The 22,167-nt window shown below is 42.5% G+C and carries 17 protein-coding genes and 1 other annotated feature; of the genes, 14 read left to right on the forward strand and 3 right to left on the reverse strand.

The annotated features are described in order from the left end of the window. Positions 1-43: 43 nt before the first annotated feature. The 3 genes from IE222_RS19795 (at position 44) to IE222_RS19805 (ending at position 5,558) form a co-directional block, all read left to right on the forward strand. Complete coding sequence (locus IE222_RS19795; RefSeq protein WP_191275836.1) at positions 44-3,130, forward strand: efflux RND transporter permease subunit; 3,087 nt, start codon at positions 44-46, stop codon at positions 3,128-3,130. A 435-nt stretch (positions 3,131-3,565) separates the two neighbouring features. Continuing rightward, the gene (locus tag IE222_RS19800) at positions 3,566-5,053 is read left to right on the forward strand and encodes an FAD-binding oxidoreductase (RefSeq protein ID WP_191275838.1); all 1,488 of its coding nucleotides are present in this window, start codon (positions 3,566-3,568) and stop codon (positions 5,051-5,053) included. Continuing rightward, on the forward strand, positions 5,043-5,558 hold the full coding sequence (locus tag IE222_RS19805; RefSeq protein WP_191275840.1) for a hypothetical protein: 516 nt from the start codon (positions 5,043-5,045) through the stop codon (positions 5,556-5,558). The genes IE222_RS19800 and IE222_RS19805 overlap by 11 nt, the downstream gene beginning before the upstream one ends. 70 nt (positions 5,559-5,628) lie before the next feature. Here the strand turns inward: IE222_RS19805 and IE222_RS19810 are convergent, their stop codons facing one another. Both IE222_RS19810 and fdhA read right to left on the reverse strand, forming a co-directional pair. Then, positions 5,629-6,051, reverse strand: coding sequence for a GlcG/HbpS family heme-binding protein (locus IE222_RS19810; RefSeq protein WP_191275842.1), 423 nt, complete (start codon positions 6,049-6,051; stop codon positions 5,629-5,631). A 45-nt stretch (positions 6,052-6,096) separates the two neighbouring features. After that, positions 6,097-7,314 carry a formaldehyde dehydrogenase, glutathione-independent gene (fdhA, locus tag IE222_RS19815; RefSeq protein WP_191275844.1) on the reverse strand — a complete coding sequence of 406 codons (1,218 nt, stop codon included), beginning with the start codon at positions 7,312-7,314 and terminating at the stop codon, positions 6,097-6,099. Between the two features lie 192 nt (positions 7,315-7,506). On the opposite strand from fdhA, the gene IE222_RS19820 reads away from it, so the two are divergent. From IE222_RS19820 to IE222_RS19865, 10 genes are all read left to right on the forward strand, one after another. After that, positions 7,507-7,866: a winged helix-turn-helix transcriptional regulator gene (locus IE222_RS19820; protein ID WP_191275845.1), complete on the forward strand. Its 360-nt coding sequence runs from the start codon at positions 7,507-7,509 to the stop codon at positions 7,864-7,866. A 158-nt stretch (positions 7,867-8,024) separates the two neighbouring features. Next, positions 8,025-8,627, forward strand: coding sequence for a YgaN family protein (locus IE222_RS19825; protein ID WP_191275847.1), 603 nt, complete (start codon positions 8,025-8,027; stop codon positions 8,625-8,627). A 188-nt stretch (positions 8,628-8,815) separates the two neighbouring features. Continuing rightward, positions 8,816-10,237, forward strand: a complete 1,422-nt coding sequence (locus IE222_RS19830; RefSeq protein ID WP_191275848.1) for an FMN-binding glutamate synthase family protein — start codon at positions 8,816-8,818, stop codon at positions 10,235-10,237. Positions 10,238-10,250: 13 nt separating this feature from the next. Further along, positions 10,251-11,663: an FMN-binding glutamate synthase family protein gene (locus tag IE222_RS19835; protein WP_191275865.1), complete on the forward strand. Its 1,413-nt coding sequence runs from the start codon at positions 10,251-10,253 to the stop codon at positions 11,661-11,663. A 272-nt stretch (positions 11,664-11,935) separates the two neighbouring features. Then, complete coding sequence (locus IE222_RS19840; protein WP_191275849.1) at positions 11,936-12,841, forward strand: ROK family protein; 906 nt, start codon at positions 11,936-11,938, stop codon at positions 12,839-12,841. 120 nt (positions 12,842-12,961) lie between these two features. Then, positions 12,962-14,128 carry an SIS domain-containing protein gene (locus IE222_RS19845; protein ID WP_191275850.1) on the forward strand — a complete coding sequence of 389 codons (1,167 nt, stop codon included), beginning with the start codon at positions 12,962-12,964 and terminating at the stop codon, positions 14,126-14,128. A gap of 68 nt (positions 14,129-14,196) precedes the next feature. Next, entirely contained in the window at positions 14,197-15,363 is a 1,167-nt protein-coding gene (gene nagA, locus IE222_RS19850) for an N-acetylglucosamine-6-phosphate deacetylase (protein WP_191275851.1), read from the forward strand. Further along, the gene (gene lacC / locus IE222_RS19855) at positions 15,360-16,298 is read left to right on the forward strand and encodes a tagatose-6-phosphate kinase (protein ID WP_191275852.1); all 939 of its coding nucleotides are present in this window, start codon (positions 15,360-15,362) and stop codon (positions 16,296-16,298) included. Before nagA ends, lacC begins: the two co-directional genes overlap by 4 nt. A 14-nt stretch (positions 16,299-16,312) precedes the next feature. After that, a complete protein-coding gene (lacD, locus tag IE222_RS19860; protein ID WP_191275853.1) occupies positions 16,313-17,317 on the forward strand; it encodes a tagatose-bisphosphate aldolase in 1,005 nt (334 codons plus the stop codon). Positions 17,318-17,388: 71 nt separating this feature from the next. Next, the gene (locus IE222_RS19865) at positions 17,389-18,120 is read left to right on the forward strand and encodes a GntR family transcriptional regulator (protein WP_191275855.1); all 732 of its coding nucleotides are present in this window, start codon (positions 17,389-17,391) and stop codon (positions 18,118-18,120) included. A gap of 82 nt (positions 18,121-18,202) precedes the next feature. On the opposite strand, the gene IE222_RS19870 is transcribed toward IE222_RS19865, so the two are convergent. After that, the gene (locus IE222_RS19870; RefSeq protein WP_191275857.1) at positions 18,203-20,086 is read right to left on the reverse strand and encodes a glycoside hydrolase family 84 protein; all 1,884 of its coding nucleotides are present in this window, start codon (positions 20,084-20,086) and stop codon (positions 18,203-18,205) included. Between the two features lie 236 nt (positions 20,087-20,322). Continuing rightward, positions 20,323-20,605: a binding site (T-box leader), on the forward strand. 208 nt (positions 20,606-20,813) lie between these two features. Between IE222_RS19870 and IE222_RS19875 the strand changes: the two genes are divergently transcribed. Then, entirely contained in the window at positions 20,814-21,653 is an 840-nt protein-coding gene (locus IE222_RS19875) for an SAM hydrolase/SAM-dependent halogenase family protein (protein WP_191275859.1), read from the forward strand. Positions 21,654-22,167 lie beyond the last annotated feature (514 nt).

Consider the following 22,167-nt stretch of genomic DNA (forward strand, 5'->3'; position numbering starts at 1 on the left):
AAATAGTTGAGTTGAATTCGTCAAATTAAGGGCAGGTGTCATCGTGAAAGGATTTGTCAATTTTGTTATAAAGAATAAATTAGCGGTCTGGCTATTAACCATCATTATCACGGTATCGGGTATTTATTCAGGAACAAGAATGAATATGGAAACCATTCCAAATATCTCAATACCTTACTTAATGGTTACCGACGTCTATCCAGGCGCCACTCCAGAAAAAGTGATGGAAGACGTCTCGATGCCGATTGAAAAAGCAGTTGAAGGGCTTGATCATGTCAAGGCGATTTATTCCAATTCGTATTCCAACATGTCGAGCATTCAGGTGGAATATGAGTATGGCATCGACATGGATGAGGCGAAACGCGAATTAAAATCGGCGCTAGAAAATGTGAAACTGCCGGAGGGGGCGAAGGAGCCGACAACATCCTCTATCAGCATGAACATGATGCCCGTTGTCGCTTTAAGTGTCAGCAGCACAAAAGAGGATATCGTCGAATTAACCTCAACGGTTGAGGAAACCATCCTGCCAAAGATTGAAAAAATCGATGGAGTTGCTTCTGCTACAATTACCGGTCAGCATATTGAAGAAGTAGACTTAACCTATAACAAAGCAAAAATGGAAAAGCTCGGCTTAACGGAAGATAAAATAAAGGACATGATCAAGGCCAGTAACATGTCCGTTTCCTTAGGGCTGTACGAGTTTAAAGAAGGCGAACAGGCGGTTGCAATTGACGGCAAGTTCATGACGCTGAAGGAATTAAAAAACATGCTGATCCCGGTGACGCCGACAGCAGCGAATCCTTCACCATTTGTGAAGCTTAGTGACATAGCCGACATTAAATTAGTCGGTAAAGTAAAATCCATTTCCCGGACCAACGGGAAAGATGCGATTGCCATTCAAATAGTAAAAGGGCAGCAAGCGAACACGGTGGATGTTGTCAACAAGGTAAAAGAATTAGTCAAGGATGAAAAAGCAAAAATTGACGGTCTGGTGATTGATATTACATTAGATCAAGGGAAACCAATTGAAGAATCCGTCGCAACGATGATTGAAAAGGCTGTGTTTGGCGGGCTGATTGCGGTATTAATCATCCTTTTATTCCTACGGGATTTTAAATCGATGATCATTTCCATCATCTCGATTCCAGTATCAATTTTCATGGCGTTAATGATCTTGAACTGGATGGATATTACGTTGAACATCATGACACTCGGGGCGATTACGGTTGCCATCGGCCGTGTCATCGATGACTCGATTGTGGTTGTGGAAAATATATATCGAAGGCTGCATTTAAAAGAAGAAAAATTAACCGGACGTTCCCTTATTCGGGAAGCGACGATTGAAATGTTCAAGCCGATTGCCTCTTCGACATTAGTAACGGTAGCCGTCTTTGCACCTCTGATCTTTGTTGGCGGGATGGTAGGCGAGCTGTTCGCACCGTTTGCGTTAACAATGGCCTTTGCGCTCGGAGCATCACTCCTTGTCGCTATTACAATTGTGCCGGCACTGTCACATTTCTTATTTAGAAAAAAATTATACGGTAACAGGACGACAAAACGTCATAAAGAGGCTGGCGAACTGGCCCAATGGTATAAATGGTTTTTAGAAAAAGTATTGAACCATAAAGTGATTGCATCCCTTCTTTCGATTCTATTACTAGCCGGAAGCTTAGCGTTAACACCGTTAATTGGTTTTAGTTTTATGGGCAGTGAAGAAGACAAAGTGATGTATTTAACGTATACGCCAAAGGCGGGCGAGCTCAAGCAAGAGACAATGGAAAATGTGAAAGTCGTCGAAGATAAAATGCTGAAGCGTAAAGATATTGATATCGTTCAAATCTCCATCACAGAAGCCGGTGACCAAACGGCCGTCATGATGGGCGGCGGCGGAGCCGGTGCATTAATGTACCTGATCTTTGACCCTGACATGGAGAACTTCCAGGAAGTACGTGATGAAATTGAAGACTATGTGAAAAATATCGGTCAGTCCGGCAAGTGGAGGAGCCAGAACTTCTCATCGATGTCAGGGGCTGAAAATGAAGTCAGCTACACGTTCTACAGTGAAGATATAAATAAACTCAATAAATCTGTCAAAATGGCAGAAGATGTGATGAAGAAACAGAAGGGCGTTAAGGACGTAACAACCAGTGCCGAGGACGCTTATGTTGAATATACTCTCCGAGTCCAGCAGGATGACTTGATAAAGTACGGTTTAACGGCGGGGCAGCTTGTGATGATGTTAAATCCTTCTCAGCAAGAGAATGTTTTAACAACCATTGAAAAAGACGGTACTTCTTTAGATGTCATTGTGCAGCAAGAGCAAACGAAGCAGAAACCGAAATCGATTGATGAAATGTTGAAAACGAAGATCCCAACTGCTCTAGGAAAGCCGATGCCGCTTTCAGAGCTAGTCACAGTGAAAAAAGGAACGACATTAAATACCCTTTCACGAAGCAAAGGGGAGTACTTCGCTAGTGTTACTGGGAAAATCACCGATAAAGATGTTTCAAAGGTAACCTCTAAGGTGAAAAAGGAAATTGATAAGCTTGATTTGCCTAAAGGGGTAACAGTCGGCGTTGCCGGGGTACAGGCGGATATGACAGAAACCTTTACTCAGCTTGGGGTTGCGATGCTGGCGGCCATTGCCATCGTCTACTTTATCCTTGTGGTTACATTTGGTGAAGGTCTCGCTCCATTTGCGATTCTATTCTCATTGCCGTTCACGGTCATTGGTTCATTTGTTGGCTTATTAATTGCTGGCGAAACGATTTCCGTTTCGGTTATGATGGGACTGTTAATGTTGATCGGAATCGTGGTCACGAACGCAATTGTGTTGGTCGACCGGATCATTCATATGGAACGCGACGGGTTAGTGATGCGAGATGCGATTTTAGAAGCAGGTGCGACCCGTCTGCGCCCAATCTTGATGACCGCCATTGCTACAATTGGGGCGTTGATCCCATTAGCGCTTGGCGCGGGCGGTGGCGGTTTAATATCAAAAGGTCTTGCGATTACCGTTATCGGGGGATTAACAAGTTCAACGCTATTAACACTAATCGTTGTACCAATCGTTTATGAAATACTATCAAAAATGTTTAAGAAAAATCGAAGAGAAATTGATGAAACATAGGGACGTTAATTCCTGCGTTTCATTTTGGGTCAGCCTCCCGCATTTTCGTACAGCGGGGACTGACCCTTTTTTATTCATATGGTGGATGAAGACCAAACCGCGATGATAATTCGGTAGAAATGGTCTTCATAGGCCGGATGAAGATCAAACCGCGATGATATTTTGGTTGAAATGGTCTTCATGGGCCGGATGAAGGCCAAAGCGCGAAGATTTTTCGGTAGAAAAGTCCTTCATAGGGAGGGTGAAGACCAAAACAGGTCTTATTCCCTTATAAAAGTCAAATTTTTAAACGTATCAGCTCCGTGCTGCTAAACGCAAAGGGGTTTAACCTATTTTTAGGTAAATCGCAATGGATATATAATGAACATATTGCTAAACGGTACCAAAAAGGGTAAAATTACACTATAAAGGAAAATTACCTGGCGGGGGATGAATATGAACCATTTAAAAATCAAAACAATTAAAAGAGTCCTATGTATCTTGGTTTTGTTATTGTCGGTTGTATTTTTAAGTTCTTATAGTATCCAAAGGTACACTCTCGCCCATTATCAGGACGATTTGTATGAAAATGGGGTTATTCAGGACGTCGCCAGGCTTTTGCCGACAAAAATTGAACGAATGGAAACGGGCAAAGAAGAAAAACAAATCGTTGATATTATTAAACGAGCGAATGAAGAGCATCTACCTGTCAGTATTTCAGGAAACGGGCATTCTCAGGGAGGGCACACTTATTATCCTAACGCAGTTGTATTAGATATGACCCAGTACAATCGTGTGCTTGCGATAGATCCGAAACGGAAAACCATCCACGTCCAAAGCGGCGCTACTTGGGACCAAATCCAAAAGGCTCTGGCACCTTACGGGTTAGCCGTAAAAGTCATGCAGTCGCAAAACATTTTTACGGTTGGCGGTTCCATCAGCGCCAATATCCACGGCCGGGATATTCACCACGAATCACTTGGAAGCACGATCAATTGGTTTCGGCTGCTGCTGGCGGATGGAAGGATTGTAAAAGTCGACAGAGAAACAAATCCCGAATTATTCCATCATGTCATCGGTGGGTATGGGTTATTTGGAGTGATCCTAGATGTTGAATTGCAAGTGACCGATGACGAGATTTATGAAATGATTTCGGATACGGTTCCCGTTCAAGATTTTCCGGAGTATGTGAAAAAGCTAAGGGCCAATCCTAACGTAAAACTGGCCTACGGCAGGATTTCTACCGCGCCCCGCACATTGCTGGATTCCATATTTGTCGTTGAATACCATCAATTATCGGAAACATTGGAACAGAATGAGAGTTTACGAGTGTTAAAGCATGATGAACAAACGTGGCTGACCGAGGAATTGCTAAATTTTTCACGAAAAACACAAATAGGGAAAGATGTCCTATGGGATTTGCAAACGAAATATTTCTTATCGTTAAATCATTCTAAAATCAGCCGTAATAACAGTATGCGCTCGGAAAGTGACTTTTTATTATACAAAAATCCAAACAATACAGACGTTTTACAAGAATTTTTCGTCCCGATTGATGAATTCCCCGCTTACATCGAAGACTTGAAGGTTTTTTTAGATAAAGATGATATCAATCTATTAAACCTCACCATTCGCTATGTTTCAAAAGATGACGGGCCCGCATTGTCCTATGCAAGGGATGACATGATTGCATTAGTTGCTCTTTTCAATCATGGAAAGAAGAAAGAAGACGTGGAAAAAGCCCAAAGGTCGATTCAGGAAATGATTGATATTACGTTAAAACATAACGGAACATTTTATCTTCCTTACTATCCTTATGCGACAAAGGAGCAATTAATAAAGTCCTATCCGAAATTTCCAACGTTTGTGGCGGCAAAGGAAAAATATGACCCCAAAGGCCTGTTTATGAACCTATTTTATGAGAGGTATCGATATGAAGAATAAACTGATGATCCAAGGGGGAGTCGCGGTAATTCAAACGGCTATCTTTCCTTATTATCTCTTATTTTTAAAAAATATCGGGCAGTCCTATGGGGCATTTGCTTTACTTTATGCGACTTTTGCTTTTGCCTCCGGTGTTAGTTTTTTGTGTCTAAACCTTCTTCCGATTAAGCCCTCTGTCCGCATTCTTGCTTCTACAGCATTTGCCGGCCTCGGGTGCTGTATGGCGGTCATCCCGCTCGCGAGTACCCTTTTTCATGTGTGCTTAATTCAAGGGTTCATGGGGATTTTCCAGGCTATTTATAAAATATCGGAAAAGGAATGGATCAAACAAGAGAAACTAGAATGGAAATCGGATAATCTTCATCATTTTGCCTTGCAAATGATCATCGTCGTCACAATTCTTGCTACAGGATGGCTGCTGGACTGGTTTTCTATTCATATGCTATTTGAGCTGGCGGCCATATGGTATGGCGTAAATGCTTGGCTGTCGTGGCGAAGGAAATGAAGAGTCAAATTAGAAGGTCAGCCCAAACTGGATTTGTAATAATCCAGCGAGGGACTGACCTTTTTTAAAATTACACAGTCAACAATTTCTGTTCAAACACTTTCACTGCAGCCTCTGCCACTTGTACATCATGCGGCACGGTGCTCCCGCTGACGCCAACAGCCCCAACCACTTTGCCGTCGCTCACAAGCGGAATGCCGCCGCCGAACACAACAAGACGCCCGTTGTTCGTTGTATTTAACCCATACAGTTCAGCAGCGGGAACTGTTGCCTCCGCCAAATTTGATGTAGGCATTTTTAACGCCACTGAAGTCCAGGCTTTATTTTGAGCGATTTCAATACTCGCTAACCAAGCATCATCCATACGGTGAACGGCGATTAGATTACCGCCCTCATCCACAACAGAGATCACCATTGATACTCCGATTTTTTTAGCTTCCGCCTCAGCACCTGCAATCAATTCTTTCGCTAGCTCTAATGTCACTTTACACATATTAAAAACCTCCCAAATTTTAAAATCGTAATGATGGATAAATACTTATTTTTTAATCATCCCATGCGGATCAATCACAAATTTCTTTGAAGCCCCTTGGTCAAATTCAGCATAGGCAGCTGGCGCTTGATCTAAAGAAATTAGCGTGGCATTTACCGCTTTGGCAATCTGCGCTTTGCCGCTTAGAATCGCCATCATTAAGTCGCGGTGGTATTTCATAACCGGCGTCTGCCCCGTTACGAAAGTATGGGCTTTTGCCCACCCGAGACCAAGACGCACCTTCAATGTCCCAATTTTTGCATCCTCATCAACAGCACCAGGATCGCCAGTCACATACAGCCCCGGAATTCCTAGACGCCCGCCGGCACGGGTTATATCCATAATCGAGTTTAATACTGCAGCTGGCGCTTCGCCTGCACCCGCACCATGTCCGTGCGCCTCAAAGCCGACACAGTCAATTGCACAATCAACTTCAGGCACACCTAAAATTTGGGCAATTTGCTCGCCAAGATTTGGATATTCACGGAGGTTAACCGTTTCACAGCCGAAGCTTCTTGCCTGCGCCAGACGGTCGTTGTTCAAGTCGCCGACGATGACAACCGAAGCACCTAATATCTGTGCAGAATGAGCCGCTGCAAGCCCAACTGGACCCGCTCCTGCAACATAAACGGTAGAACCAGGTCTCACGCCTGCGCTGACCGCTCCGTGATAACCGGTTGGGAAAATATCCGAAAGCATTGTTAAATCAAGAATTTTTTCCAGCGCTTGATCCTTATCAGGGAATTTCAAAAGCTGAAAATCGGCGTAAGGGACCATAACATATTCAGATTGGCCGCCGACCCACCCGCCCATGTCCACATAACCGTACGCAGAACCCGGACGGTCCGGATTCACGTTCTCACAAATATGCGTGTTTTGTTCCTTACAGCTGCGACAGCGGCCGCAAGCAATATTAAATGGAACCGAAACAAGGTCGCCTTTTTTAATAAATTCCACATCACGGCCGACTTCAATAACTTCACCTGTAATTTCATGACCAAGAACAAGTCCTGAAGGAGCCGTCGTACGACCTCGCACCATGTGCTGGTCACTGCCGCAGATATTGGTAGTGACAACTTTTAAAATGACCCCGTGATCACATTTCCTCCCGACATTTAACGGATTGACTCCCGGTCCATCTCTAAGAACCAAATCAGGATAACTAATATCCTCAACTGCTACACGTCCTGGACCTTTATACACAACCGCCCTGTTTCCTGCCATTTTTCACGTTCCTCCATTCTATTGCTTTAAAAATAGGCAAACAGATAGAGATCTTAGGTGGAAAACAAATCTGAATATTATCTATCCTAATTTCATTCTAAAAAAAAAACTTTTTTCTGGAAGAACGCACTTTTTTGTGAGAAGGTTACTTATAGGATACTTTTAAGATACGTAGGGAAGGTGACAAAACGAATGGATGATTTAAGGGCGGAAGTAAGGAAGAAAATTGAAAATGGTGAATTTAATTGTGAAAAAGAATTTACTTTATCCCTCATTAACGGTAAATGGAAAATTACAATTATTTATTATTTGGCAACAGAAGGCACCTTACGCTTCAGCGAAATCAAACGGCTATTTCCGAAAATTACACATAAAGTACTCACCACCCAGATCCGCGAACTTGAAGAAGATGGTATCGTCCATCGAGAAGTATACCCCGAAGTCCCGCCGAAAGTAGAATATTCATTAACAGAACTAGGTCACAGCCTAATGCCTATTATCCTCATGATGTATGACTGGGGAAAGCAGCATATCCAATCCTTTGCAAAATAAAAAAGGGGAGGGTTCTTCTGGGGCATTGGGGGGCAGATTTGCTCATGGACAAAAGTTACTTAAATCAATAAGGTAGGATAGTGATATTTTATATGGTACTATTTTACCTGGGATAATAATTCGTGATTTTAAAAAGATGGATTCAGTTGGAGGAAACAATGAGGAAAGTACTATTTTTCTTGATGTTAACATTGCTTACGCTATTTTTAGCTGCTTGTGATAACGGTAGCCCAGACTTGAAAGTCAACACCGTTTCCAAAGCAAATTTAACAGAAAGAGAGGAAGTGATACTTTCAAGCACTGCGGCTCAATCCTTTGTATTTGATTTCAATGTAGAGGATAAATATAAAGAAGTTGCTGTATGGGTTGAAAAGTATAAATCAGGCGAATTAGTTGAAGAGATGAACCATATTTCTACGGGGATTAAAAAAAGGGGTACCATTATCTTTACAACATCGAATATGTCTGAGGGAAGTAATCAAGTGCTTTTTACTATTGGCATTAATAGTGATGGTAGTACAAGCACAGGCTGGAATCCGGAAACGATTACTAAAGTAGATGATTTACAAGCTGTATGGGGAAGTAATCCATTAAGTGACATTGCGATTAAGGATAAGATGGTTTTAGCTAGTATTTGTTATTCGGGAAGCAAAAATGGGATTAGTTCTCTCTCTACTGATTTTTATAATGATGTGGAAGGGCACATGAACGAGCTGAAAAACTATGATGTGGTGTATTTGCTTAGGAGCGAATTTAAGTAAATACTAGGGGTTATTTTAAAATCGAGCGCTATTGTGTAAAAAAAGACTGTCATGTTTTGACGGTCTTTTTTTGTGCTTTAAAATAACATACTATTCTGCCCTTCAAACACCAGTATATAAAAATTCATTATTTTGGAAATCATAAAGCTATAAAACGCTTTTTTAAGCAGATAGCCGGAGACATGAATATGCCAAACATCATCTATTATTTAACCTTTGCAATGGTTGCCATTCTATTTATCCTTTTTTTCTTCATGCTGCTTGGCTGGCGCTGGATTTTAAAAATAGTAGTCAAAAAAGCTGGGACTATTATCTTAACCGACAGTTATCAGGAAAACATTATGGAACTAATGCCTGGACTTCGGCACATGGGCATCCAAAATATGCTGGAAAACAGTTTGCGTGCAGAGACAGGTGATGTTCTTCACCGGCCACTTGGTTCTTCAAAAAAATGGCCGCACATCGATTCCATCACTTTCATTCCTGCTCAGACTACCCCGTTTCCCATCGACGGTGATGAGGAAGTAGATGTTCAAGTCACCATTGGTCCAAAGGCGAAAAAACCGCTGCAGCTCCAAATTCCCCTGATGATCAGCGGTATGGCCTATGGTATTGCCCTTAGCGAGGAGGTCAGGTTGTCTTTAGCGCAAGCTGCCAGTAATGTCGGAACCGCGATTAATTCCGGGGAAGGTGCCGTTTTACCCGAGGAGGTGGAGAAAGCAGGGAAATTTATTCTTCAGTTTTCCAAGACAGAATGGTCGAAGGACGAGAACCTCATTAAGCAAGCGGATATGATTGAAATCAAGCTGGGGCAGGGAGCGCTGTTTGGGACAGGCAGCAAAATTTCTCCCAAGAATCTGACTGGACGGGCCCGCGAGTTAATGGGCTTGAAAGAAAATGAAGATGCCGTCATTCATGATAATTTTTTTGAGAATCAAACATTAAAAGATTTAAAAGAACTCACCGTTCAACTTCGTGAGCTGACAGGCGGCGTGCCGATTGGGGTAAAAATGGGCGCAGGCGGCAAAATTGAAGATGACATTGACCATGTACTTGAAATGGGTGTTGATTTTATTGCGATTGATGGCGGGCAGGCAGCGACACTCGGGGCTCCTCCGATTCTTAGCGATGACATGGGAATCCCTACATTACATGCAATCGTTCGAGCTGTAAAACATTTAGAAAAAAGAAAAATGCGTGACCAAATCAGTTTAATTGTTTCAGGAGGTCTATTAGTACCAGGACATTTTTTGAAAATGCTGGCATTAGGGGCTGATGCCGTCTATATCGGTTCGGCGATATTATTTACCGTTGCCCACAGCCAAACCTTAAAGGCGATGCCGTTTGAACCGCCTACTCAAGTGGTGTGGAATCAAGGAAAGTATAAGGATCAATTCAAGATTGAGGATGGAGTCAAATCAGCCGAGAAGTTTTTTACTTCAAGCATTGAGGAGATGAAAATGGCTTTAAGAGCGATGGGAAAGCGCTCGTTAAAAGAACTATCGAAAAAGGATATCGTTTCCTATGACGAATTGACGTCCAGAATGGTGGGAATTCCGTTTTCCTTTGAGCCATGGGAAGAACAAAAGCTTGAAAAATCGGCCGAATAATGGAGCGGTGACTATGCAAAATTTATTCTTATATAGCACATTAGCAATGGTGACTCTACTATTTTCCAGCGCTTTGTTTTTGATGTTGGGCTGGCGCTGGATTATGAAGCTGGTGGTCAAAAAGGCTGGAACGATTATTCTGACAGACAGCTACCAGGAAAATATTATAGAAATGATGCCAGGACTGCGGCATATGGGCATCCAAAACACACTGGAAAACAGCCTGCGTGCCTCAAGCAGCGAGGTAATCTATCGACCGCTTGGAGGTTCCTCCATCAAGTGGCCCCATTTAGAATCGATCACCTTAATCCCTGCACAGACATCGCCATTTCCTGTTGATGGGGACGAAGAGGTAGATGTCAAAGTAACAATTGGACCAAAAGCAAAAATACCAATGGAAATCGACATTCCGCTTATCATCAGCGGGATGGGATACGGTATTGGGGTCAGTGAACAAGTCAGACTGTCTTTAGCCCAAGCGGCTAAAAATACCGGAACAGCGATTAACTCGGGTGAGGGAGGGATCCTGCCCGAGGAATTAGACGCGGCGGGAAAGTATATTTTACAGTTTTCCAAAACCTCATGGGGAAAGGAAGTGGAAGTCATCAAACGTGCCGACGCGATTGAAATCAAACTAGGGAAGGGAGCCATGTTTGGGGTGGGGAAAAAAATCCCCCCCGAGGAAATGCCTGGTCGCGCGCGTCAAATCATGGGGCTTGAGGAAAATGAAGATGCCTTTATAATGGAAAAGTTTTTTGAAAAACAGACATTACGGGACCTGAAGGAAATGGTGGATGTCCTTCGTAAACTGTCCGGGGGTGTGCCGATTGGGGCAAAAATTGGGGCAGGCGGTAAAATTGAGGAAGACCTTGATCATTTAATTGAACTCGGTGTTGATTTTATTACAATCGACGGCGGTCAAGCCGCGATGAAAGAGGCTCCTCCGATTTTATTAGATGACTTTGGCATTCCAACCTTACATGCCGTTGTCCGGGCCGCTAATCATTTGGAAAAAAGGAAGCTAAAGGGCCAAATCAGTTTAATTGTATCGGGGGGCCTGTTAGTCCCAGGTCATTTCTTAAAGGTGCTTGCCCTAGGAGCCGATGCGATTAGTGTAGGTTCCGCTTTGTTATTTGCGGTTGCCCATACACAGGTCTTAAAGGCCCTTCCGTTTGAGCCGCCGACACAAGCGGTTTGGTATAACGGAAAGTTTAAGGATCAATTCACGTTGGAAGAAGGCGTTCAAGCGGCTGAGAAATTTTTAACAGCGAGTATGGAAGAAATGAAAGTCGCGATGAGGGCGATTGGGAAACGGTCTATCAAGGAGCTGACCAAAAAAGATTTAGTCTGTTACGACGAGCTTACCGCTAAAATGGCCGGAATCCCGTTTTCCTTTGAAGCTATGAATGAAAATAGTGCAAACTAATTGCTGAAGTCACCCCATGTATGATTGTTAAAGACCTCCTGAGGCCTTAATAAAATTGCTGGGTTGACCCTTCAACTAAAAATGCTCTATAATAGAATTACAAAAATAAAGACTCATAGCATTTGTCTATGAGTTTTTATTTGATTATACTTGTACCAACAACCCTACATAAGTTCAACAAGCGATTACACTATAGCACAGAGCAAGCTGGTTTTAAGTAAACTGAATGAATATTCAAGTGACTATTAATCTAAAAGCAGAGGTGCAGGAAAATGAAAAAGGCAATTGGCATAGATATTGGCGGGACAAAAATTGCTGCTGGTATTGTTTCAGAAACGGGGGAACTGCTGCAGCGAGCCGAGGTAAAAAGTGATGTCTCGGATAGAGAATTGATGTTTACTAGAGTCGTTGAAGCGGTAGAACAAGTGCTTAAGGATGCCTCGCTTTCCGTTGCTGATATGGAAGGCATTGGTGTAGGTGTGCCAGGCAAGGTGGACCGGGAGCAGGGAATTGCCGTTTATCAAAATAATTTGCCGTGGGCGGAATTTCCAGTAGCATCAAGACTGCGAGAACAGTTTGGACTGAAGAATATTACAATTGACAATGATGTCTGCATGGCTGCCTTTGCGGAGTGGAAGCACGCAAAAGGAAAGCAGGATGAAACGTTTGTTTACGTGACAATCAGCACGGGAATCGCCTGTTCGATTATCCATCAAGGTTCCTTTTTTCGCGGTGCCGGATTTGCAGGGGAATTTGGGTTAATTCCAGTTCTGTCAAAAACAGCTGGCAATAGATTAGAGCGACTGGAATTTGTCTCTGCGGGACCAGCAATTGGAAAATTAGCGCAAAGCAGGCTTCAGACAGCAAATCTTACGACGAAGGACGTCTTTGAGCAATTCCAAGCTGGTGCAAGCGAGTATCAGCCGATTATCGATGAGGTGACAGACAATTGGGCACAAGGTCTTTACTCCATTTCCTGTCTGCTGGATCCGCATGAAATAGTGTTTGGCGGCAGCGTGATTGCGAATAATCCATTTTTGCTGGAGCTGATAAAGGAAAAACTAAAAGCCCATCAAATTCCCGAGCAACAGCATCTCTTAAACCGAATGTCTATTAGTACCATTAAACAGGACAATGGGGTAATAGGTGCAGGACTGCGGGGATTCGAAAAAATCTAATAGCGATTTTCATAATTGGTGATAAGGTGTTCGAAACGCTGAAAAAAAGCGTTGAGACCGCTGCGCTTAGTAAATTGTCAGAGTTCACCTTGAAATGAATCAATAAAAGGAGTGTTATTCTTGTTTACTTTAGATCAAGAAAAATTAATCCCATTAGGGGCATCCATTACAACGGCAGAAATTAAACAACAGCCGGAGCTTTGGGGCGAAACATTTGCCTTGTATACCCAGAAAAAAGAACAGATTGAAGCCTTTTTACAAAACATTACCGAAAAACATGATCGTGTTCGGGTCATTTTTACAGGGGCTGGAACCTCTGCATATGTCGGTGATACTGTAACCCCATACTTAAAAGGAAAAGTTGATGAACATCAGTGGGACTTGCAAAGTGTGCCGACAACTGCCATCGTGTCCAATCCATACCAATTCTTAAAAGCAGACATTCCAACTTTGCTGATTTCTTTCGCCCGCAGCGGCAACAGCCCGGAAAGCGTGGCAACGGTTGAATTAGCTGAAAAGCTGGTAACAAATCTTTACCAGATTACTATTACGTGCTCAAAGGGTGGAAAGCTGGCAAAGAGGGCGGAAGGTGATGACAGCAATCTCCTGTTATTAATGCCTGAACGTTCCAATGACCAAGGCTTTGCGATGACGGGAAGTTACACCTGCATGACCTTAACGGCACTGCTTATTTTTGATACCTTGTCAATTGAAGAAAAATTAGCGAATGTCGAAAAGATCTGCCGAATGGGTGAAAGTGTAATTAACAGGGATGCCGATATCAAAAATATGACTGCTGCCGACTTTGAACGGATTATTTATCTGGGTTCAGGTGGGTTTGAAGGTCTGGCAAGGGAAGCCCAATTAAAGATTTTGGAGTTAACTGCGGGCAAAATTGCTACTTCTTTTGATTCATCGCTCGGTTTCCGCCATGGCCCCAAATCATTTGTGAATGAAAAAGCCCTAGTATTTGTTTTTGTGTCAAACCAGCCGTATACACGAAAATACGATCTAGACATGTTAAATGAATTAAAGCAAGACCAAATCGCCAGCAATATTTATGCTGTTTCTGTTGATGGTGAAACGAATTATGACGGCAGTACCTTCCTCTTTGACGATGATGCAAGCACAGTACCGGATGCCTATCTGTCACTGCCATATGTGATGGTGGGGCAAGCGCTTGCTTTGTTCGCTTCGATTAAAGTTGGCAATACTCCGGATACTCCTTCTCCAAGTGGAACGGTTAATCGTGTCGTTAAAGGAGTAATAATTCACGAATACAAGTAAATTTTTTATAAAGGCTGTGCTAAACCATCCTTTACTACAGCCTTCAAAAAACAAGAGGTGCGGAACACATGGAACTATTTGTTTATGCAGATCAATTTTTTCTTGAAAATGAGATAGCAGGTCCAGGTTTCCTTCAAATCATTAATGGGAAATTTGCTTCCTATTATAAAGAATTGCCTAACGAATCAGCTGAGGTGATTGATTATGCCGGTCATTGGATTGCTCCAGGATTAGTTGACACCCATATTCATGGTTTTCAAAACCATGATGTGATGGACAATGACTTTGAAGGGCTGAAGGCTATTTCCGAGGGCCTGCTTTCCTGCGGTGTGACTTCCTTTTTGCCTACAACGCTGACCTCGTCTCCAGAGACGTTAAATGAAGTGGTAGCAATGATTGGCGAAAATTATATGAAAGTACAGGGAGCGAAAATAAAAGGAATCTTTTTAGAAGGTCCATTTTTCACGGAAAAACATAAAGGGGCGCAAAACACGAAGTATTTTGGTGATCCCTCGATCGAATTACTGGAAGCTTGGCAAAAGCATTCCAACCGATTTATTAAAAAAATCGCTCTGGCTCCGGAACGCAAAGGAGCACCCGAATTTATTGAGCATGCTGTGAAGGATCAGATTACCGTAGCATTAGCCCATAGTGATGCTACTTATGATGTGGCAAAGCAGGCGGTTGAAAAGGGTGCTTCGATTTTTGTCCATACGTTTAACGGGATGAGCGGGCTGCACCATCGTGAACCGGGAATGGCAGGCGCCGCCATGAACCTGCCACATGTTTTTGCGGAAGTAATCTGCGACGGCCATCATGTGCACCCTGCTGCTGCCAACATTTTAATGAACGCCCGCAGCAGGAAGGAAACGGTTCTGATTACTGACTGCATGATGGCCGGCGGCATGCCGGAGGGCGAGTACCAGCTTGGAGAATTCCCTGTTGAAGTGAAGAATGGATCGGCCCGGCTTGCGAGCGGAAGTTTAGCAGGAAGTATCTTGAAATTAAAGGATGCTGTTAAAAATGTCGTCAAATGGGGAATTGCGACCCCTGAGGAAGCCGTTTATATGGCGAGCACTGCCCCTGCGAAAAGTATTGGTATGGATGAAGAATGTGGCAGGATTGCCAACGGACTCGATGCCGATTTTATTGTGCTAACACCGGAGCTTGAGTTAGCAGCCACCTATCTTGATGGGGTTTGCCGTTATACAAGCGGGAAGGAGGAAGCGCGATGATATTAGCTGTCACAATGAATCCTTCTGTGGATATTTCCTATCACATTCAGGATTTCAAACTGGATGATGTGAACCGTGTAGAACAGGTGCGAAAAACTGCCGGCGGCAAAGGCTTAAATGTCGCCAGGGTTATCAAACAAATGGGAGCTAGCGTGATCGCTACCGGCGTTCTAGGCGGAACCCTTGGTGATTTCATTATCAAGGAATTAACTAAAAGCCAGATCGAAAGCAATTTTTTAAATATCCATCAAGAGTCGCGAAACTGTATTGCAATTCTCCATGATGGCAAGCAAACCGAAATTTTGGAATCTGGACCGACACTGTCTCTAGCGGACGGTGAAGCCTTCTTAGCAAAGTATCGTGAGCTGCTTTCAGACGTTACCCTTGTGACCATCTCAGGCAGTCTGCCAAAAGGGCTGGGAGCTAAATTTTACCGGGAAATGGTAGAGATTGGCCAGGAAATCGCAGGGGTTCCAGTGATCGTGGATACATCTGGGGAATCGCTCCGCCAGGTGTTAACCCACAAGGTAAAGCCTTTTGCAATTAAGCCAAATATTCAAGAACTGTCTCAGCTGTTAGGCATAGAAGTCGAACAAAGCATGAGCAGTCTAAAACAAGTGTTAGCTGCTGAGATGTTTCAAGGAATTGAATGGATTGTCGTCTCGCTCGGCGGAGATGGAGCCTTTGTTAGGAAGGGTGGGAATTTCTACCGTGTCACGATTCCAAAGATTGACGTGGTGAACCCTGTCGGCTCCGGCGATGCCACTGTGGCCGGATTAGCGGCTGCCTTGGAGCAAAAGCAGTCTGTTGAAGATACGCTGAAAACAGCGATGACAACGGGAATGCTAAACACCATGGAAGCGGGAACAGGTTATATTGACTATAGCAAGTTCCAAACATTTTTTCAGTTAGTCCAAGTTGAAAAATTAGATTAATAGAGGTGTTGTTGATGTTGCAATTAACGGAAAATAAACTAGCTGCTTTAAAACGTTTATCAGATGAGAATGGAATTATCGGGGCTTTGGCTATTGACCAGCGGGGTTCATTAAAGAAAATGATTGCTGCTGGAAGCTCAGCATCTGTTGGTGATGAAGGAATTATCCGCTTTAAGGAATTAGTTTCAGAAGAACTGACACCTTATTCGACTTCCATATTATTAGATCCTGAATACGGTCTGCCCGCTGCAAAAGTCCGACATTCAGAGGCGGGCTTATTGGTTGCTTATGAAAAAACAGGCTATGATGCCAATGCGGCAGGGCGCTTGCCTGATTTATTGCCGGAATGGTCTGTTCGTCGCTTAAAAGAGGCAGGAGCAGATGCCGTTAAATTTTTGCTGTACTACGATATTGATGAAGATCAAGCCATTAATGACTATAAGCATGTTTATATGGAACGGGTAGGCTCTGAGTGTGCAGCGGAGGATATCCCATTTTTCCTTGAAATTGTTTCCTATGATGCTAAAAATGAGGATGTTAAAAGCATAGAATACGCCAAAGTGAAGCCGCACAAGGTTATTGAGGCAATGAGGGAATTCTCTAAGCCGCAGTACAAGGTGGATGTATTAAAGGTAGAAGTCCCAGTAGATATGAAGTTTGTCGAAGGGTACACAGAAGGTGAGACTGCTTATAGCAAAGAAGAAGCGGCTGCTTATTTCAAGGAGCAAAGCGAGGCAACAGAGCTTCCGTTTATTTTCTTAAGCGCTGGTGTAAGTGCAGAATTGTTCCAAGAAACGCTGAAGTTTGCTAAAGATTCAGGTTCTACCTTTAATGGCGTACTCTGCGGGCGGGCAACATGGAAAAATGGGGTTGCACCATTTGCGGAAAAAGGGGAAGAGGCTGGTCGCAGTTGGTTAAAAGGTGAAGGAACAAACAATATCCAGGAACTGAACGTTGTCTTAAAAGAAACAGCTAGTCCGTGGTTTAACAAGGTTTCTAGCTGCGTCTCTGCAAACTAGCCAGGTTGATTCTACAAGTTAACATGATATAATACTAGAAAATCAAGTATGCCTAGAGGAAGGTTTTTATAATGGAACCATTGCAGCATGGAAGTGTGATTCCGCTTTATCACCAATTGAAGGAGAGGCTAAAGGAAGCGATCGAGGCGGGACGCTGGACTCCTGGTGATAAAATTCCGTCAGAAAATCAGCTGGTAGATCAATTTGGTGTAAGTCGTAATACGGCGAAAAAAGCAATAGAAGAGCTTGTCCAGGAAGAAATACTTTACCGAATTCAAGGAAAAGGCACCTTCGTGGCAAAACCGAAATTGCAGCAATCATTGATGGGCTTCTACAGTTTTAGCAGGGTATTAAAAGAAAAAGGATTGAATCCTAGGGATATCATTTTAAAAGTAGAAGAAGTACAACCCACTGAAAAAATTCAGAAAGCACTGGAGCTTGGCAAAACGGAAATGGTCATTGAAATGAAACGCCTTCGCTGTGCCAATAATGAGCCATATATTTTAGAGTCATCTTTCATTCCAAAAAGCGTGGTTTCAAACCCGGAGCAGCTAAAAAGAGTTGGCGAAATTTCACTCTATGATTTATTTGCCCAACAATTTAATATTGTTGTAACCAAAGCGAAAGAAGCGTTCGAACCAGTTCTCATTCGACCATTGGAGAGTGAATATCTCCAAACAGAAGCAGGACAGCCGGCTTTATTACTCGAAAGAACAGCCTATGATATCAACGGTATGCCTGTTGAGTTTTGTATCTCCATCGTTAGGGGCGACCGCTGCCGTTTTTATACTGAATTAACATAAAAAAACAAGCCAGGGGACCCCTTGGCTTGTTTTTTTCTACTATAGATGGTTCGTGCACACAAATACTGTTAGTTAATTTTCATCAGGTAGTAGCGTTAGACGAACTGCTAACCTTTGTTTCTATAAGCTGAATATCCAGCAGCTCAGCCGCTTTAGGGGCAATTTTTTCTTCTAGGTTTTGTGTAAAAGGCTGCAGCCTTTTTTTAGCCGGCAGTGTTTTCATTGTACCGTTTAAAAGCGGGCGATCATAATTTAAGCTTTGCTTACGCAATGTGTCCGCTTTGAGAAAATGTTCCCTAGTCTTTACTTTATTGCCAGTTTCCATGGCGAGCTCTGTTTTAATATACTCAATATCAGCTAGTACCATATCACGTAATGCTTCGATAAATGGAGCTAATTCTTTCTTCAGCTGTTCATTTTTTGTTTTTCGCAAAAAGCCATCTGCGGCATCAGCGATTTTTTGAAGTTCACAGGCGGCCTCTGGAGCAATGTCTTTTAATGATTCCCCATTATTTACTTTTAAGGTGAGTGAATCTAATAAACTTCCAATTTCTTCGCTCTCAGATAGTTTAATCCCATTTGGATGGGCATCAGACATATGCTTCGCTACTATATGTAATTCTTCTGCAGCATCAGGTTCAATGTATTTAAAGCTGTCCTCCCAGCTTTTCCCGGCATCAAAGTTTTGGGTATTCCAAGAATAGTCCGCAACAGCAAAAATGGCGATCTTTGATGCTTGCGCTTCCTGCATAGGATTTGTTACTGCGCCGGCAAGATTTTTAATGCCTGGCTCCAGCATTTCACCTTTTCCTAAAAATACACGAGACATATCCACATCATTCACCGGCCAATTTAGCCAGAATAATGGATCCCTTCTTACAACACCATCATTGTCTTTATTTTTAAACGTATCAATGGTCGACTGGTCGATTGGCGCGCAGGTGGTGGCTCCAGTCCAGAAAATTTGAATATTCTCTTCAAATCCCTTTTCATAGGCATTCAGCTCGCTTGGAATCCATGCCCAGGCTGAATTATAGCTGGCAGGGCAATAAAGGGTATCGTATACATCGCCTTTTGCTTTTGCCCATTCTGAAACGGACTGCATTAATGCAACTACATAATCATGGGGGAGGCTTCCGACATCATCCCCTAACACACCGAATTGACGCACGCCGACAGCGTATAATTGTTCGAATTTGCTCAGCATTTTATCGGTATTTTCAGGAAGTAGCTCCATCGCATTGCCGCCTGATTGCGAAATTTTTGCAACTTCGCCTAAGGGTGATATAGTCCAAACGAAACGGGTTTTGTTTTCATTTCCAACCGCTGCCATTTCTTGTATTTCATCAAGTTTCTCAGGAGGGTATAGTTCACCCCATTTTTCTCTATGATAAGGGTCATCCTTTGGTGCAAAAATATAAGAGGTCGTTTTGAATTGGCCGGCAAAACGCATGAGCGACATTCGATCTTCGTTACTCCAAGGAATACCGTAGTACCCTTCAATAAACCCTCTGATTTTGGTATCTGCATAGTCATTAATCGTTATATTTCGGACTGTTTTGCTGGCGGATTGGGAGAGAATCGCATTGAATGTCACTACTCCATAGAAGCTGGCATCTGTATCTTTTCCTATAATCGTGATGGCATCATCTTGAATGCATAATTGATAGGCATCAATTTTCGTAAAATCCATGCCTTCACTGTTTATATATTGAGCAGCAAACGTATCAACAGGACCGTTTGATCCTTTAGTTCCAACACGAATCGTAATTTTATCAGCAGCTGCCTGTGTGACAATTTCAGGTGCCGGGAAGCCATTCTGTTGTAACACGTCTTCAACCTTTTTTCTAGTGACAAGATCAATCGTATTGTCGTATATTACTTGAACGCCTTTTTCTAAATTAAGTAAACCATCATGATATGTAATCTTTTGCGGTACTGGGTATATTTCATACAATGCATTCAAACTGGATCAGCTCCCTTTTTACCTACTATCGTAAATCGCTTACATTGTACCGTCAAGTGAGAAGCTTGAGGATATTTCTTCTGTATTAAGCTCCCTTTTCTCTATATCCCTAAATTGCAGATTGGATAGGATACCGCCCAAAAATCAGGTAATATCAAGTGTTTCTTCTGTTCTTTTGCTTGACGAATTACATATCAATTATTATAATTAAATAAATTTTCTAATTTTTCATACTGTTTAAGGCGTTGAAGAGGGAAAGTACGATTTAGTTATTTTTTACAGAGAGCTTCGGGAGCTGAAAAGAAGCAAAGATACGAATCCGAAAAATGGCCTCAGAGCTGCGTGCTGAAACAATCTATACAGATTGGAGTAGGTTCCGACGAGATTTGGTACTCGTTATCCATACCACAGTATAAAGAGCCAGGCTTACATATGTGCTCTCGTACTTGCAGAGGCTGTTTTGCGCGAGCATACGGCGAATTAAGGTGGTACCACGTGGATATAAACCACGTCCTTATTTATTTTTTATAAAAATAGATAGGGGCGTGGTTTTTTTATTGAAAAGGCTGTGTTAAAGGACATTGTTGATTTTTTAACTCTATAAATTGGAGCGGAAAGCGAAGCGCCTGTAGCGTAAATCCACAGCCAAGTTTAACACAGCCATTGAAAAAAATTCATAGTTCAGTTTTCGTCGTAAAAAACATATAAACAGAAGGAGGAAAATAAAATGAATAATACTCTTGTGTTGCAAACTGATTTTGGCTTAAGCGATGGTGCTGTCAGTGCAATGTACGGCGTAGCAGTTTCCGTAAACCCAACTATCCGTATCTTTGATTTAACCCATGACATCCCGCAGTACAATATTTGGGAAGGCTCCTACAGGTTGTATCAGACGATTGCCTACTGGCCGGAGGGAACGGTGTTTGTTTCCGTAGTCGACCCTGGCGTTGGCTCTGAGCGTAAAAGCATCGTCGCCAAAACGGCTCAAAACCAATTCATTGTAACTCCGGATAACGGCACGTTGACTCATATTAAAAGCAGCATTGGCATTTCAGCGGTAAGAATCATTGATGAAACGGTCAATCGCCTGCCGCGCTCAGGTGAATCCTATACATTCCACGGCCGCGATGTTTATGCTTATACAGGGGCAAGGCTTGCTTCCAAGCTGATTACATTTGAAGAAGTGGGTCCAGAGGTTCCGGTCGCTTCAATCATCGAACTGCCAAAGCCAAAAGCGAGTATCACTGACCAGGTTCTTACTGGAAATATCGACATTCTTGATGTCCGTTTCGGCAATTTATGGACTAATATTGATCGCCCGTTATTCAAGGATTTTGGAGCTGAGTACGGTGAGTCGTTTGAAGTGACCATCGAAAACGATACTCGCCAGGTTTATAAAAATATCATGACTTATGGCCGGACATTTGCGGATATACATTTAGGCGAGCCGCTGCTGTATGTGAATTCTCTTGATAAAATCGGTGTTGCTATTAACCAAGGTTCCTTTGCAATGGCCTATCATGTGGAAACCGGGGCATCGTGGAAAATCTCACTTCGTAAACTATGAAACATAGAGATAGTTCTTCTGTTTCTTTGAAAGTGATAACAGGAATAATCCACATGGGCAATGGGGAAACAAACAGATATTTAGCTATAAAGCGTCAGGCACTGAAAAAAATCAGTTGGCCTGGCATATTTTTTTATAAATTATATTGACTTATTATAAAGAGGAGAGTAATATTTATAAATGTCGCTGCAAGGTAAATCTCAAATGAAAAATAGGGTGTTACCAGCGATAGAAATTTTATCTTCATCATCTAGAAAAATTTCTCTTGAAAAACATTCACGATGGTGCTAAGATATAAAAGTTCGCTTCGAATCGTATCAACTAATTTGAAATTTATTTTTAAAAAATAGTTGACTACTATTCAGGAAATGTGATAAGATGATAAACGTCACTTTCTAAAAAATAAGTGAAATTGTTCTTTGAAAACTAAACAAACAAAAACGTCAACAAACAATAATTATCGAGTTTCTTCTATATATATAATGAAGACTCGAGCCAACGTAAATTTATGAGC

The sequence above is a fragment of the Neobacillus kokaensis genome, from assembly GCF_014656545.1.
Lineage (GTDB): Bacteria > Bacillota > Bacilli > Bacillales > Cytobacillaceae > Neobacillus > Neobacillus kokaensis.

Excerpts from the sequence above, each read along its gene's own strand:
- IE222_RS19800 (WP_191275838.1), top strand. The coding sequence starts at position 3,566 with ATGAACCATTTAAAAATCAAAACAATTAAAAGAGTCCTATGTATCTTG.
- IE222_RS19805 (WP_191275840.1), top strand. The coding sequence starts at position 5,043 with ATGAAGAATAAACTGATGATCCAAGGGGGAGTCGCGGTAATTCAAACG.
- IE222_RS19810 (WP_191275842.1), bottom strand. The coding sequence starts at position 6,051 with ATGTGTAAAGTGACATTAGAGCTAGCGAAAGAATTGATTGCAGGTGCT.
- fdhA (WP_191275844.1), bottom strand. The coding sequence starts at position 7,314 with ATGGCAGGAAACAGGGCGGTTGTGTATAAAGGTCCAGGACGTGTAGCA.
- IE222_RS19820 (WP_191275845.1), top strand. The coding sequence starts at position 7,507 with ATGGATGATTTAAGGGCGGAAGTAAGGAAGAAAATTGAAAATGGTGAA.
- IE222_RS19825 (WP_191275847.1), top strand. The coding sequence starts at position 8,025 with ATGAGGAAAGTACTATTTTTCTTGATGTTAACATTGCTTACGCTATTT.
- IE222_RS19830 (WP_191275848.1), top strand. The coding sequence starts at position 8,816 with ATGCCAAACATCATCTATTATTTAACCTTTGCAATGGTTGCCATTCTA.
- IE222_RS19835 (WP_191275865.1), top strand. The coding sequence starts at position 10,251 with ATGCAAAATTTATTCTTATATAGCACATTAGCAATGGTGACTCTACTA.
- IE222_RS19840 (WP_191275849.1), top strand. The coding sequence starts at position 11,936 with ATGAAAAAGGCAATTGGCATAGATATTGGCGGGACAAAAATTGCTGCT.
- nagA (WP_191275851.1), top strand. The coding sequence starts at position 14,197 with ATGGAACTATTTGTTTATGCAGATCAATTTTTTCTTGAAAATGAGATA.
- lacC (WP_191275852.1), top strand. The coding sequence starts at position 15,360 with ATGATATTAGCTGTCACAATGAATCCTTCTGTGGATATTTCCTATCAC.
- lacD (WP_191275853.1), top strand. The coding sequence starts at position 16,313 with ATGTTGCAATTAACGGAAAATAAACTAGCTGCTTTAAAACGTTTATCA.
- IE222_RS19865 (WP_191275855.1), top strand. The coding sequence starts at position 17,389 with ATGGAACCATTGCAGCATGGAAGTGTGATTCCGCTTTATCACCAATTG.
- IE222_RS19875 (WP_191275859.1), top strand. The coding sequence starts at position 20,814 with ATGAATAATACTCTTGTGTTGCAAACTGATTTTGGCTTAAGCGATGGT.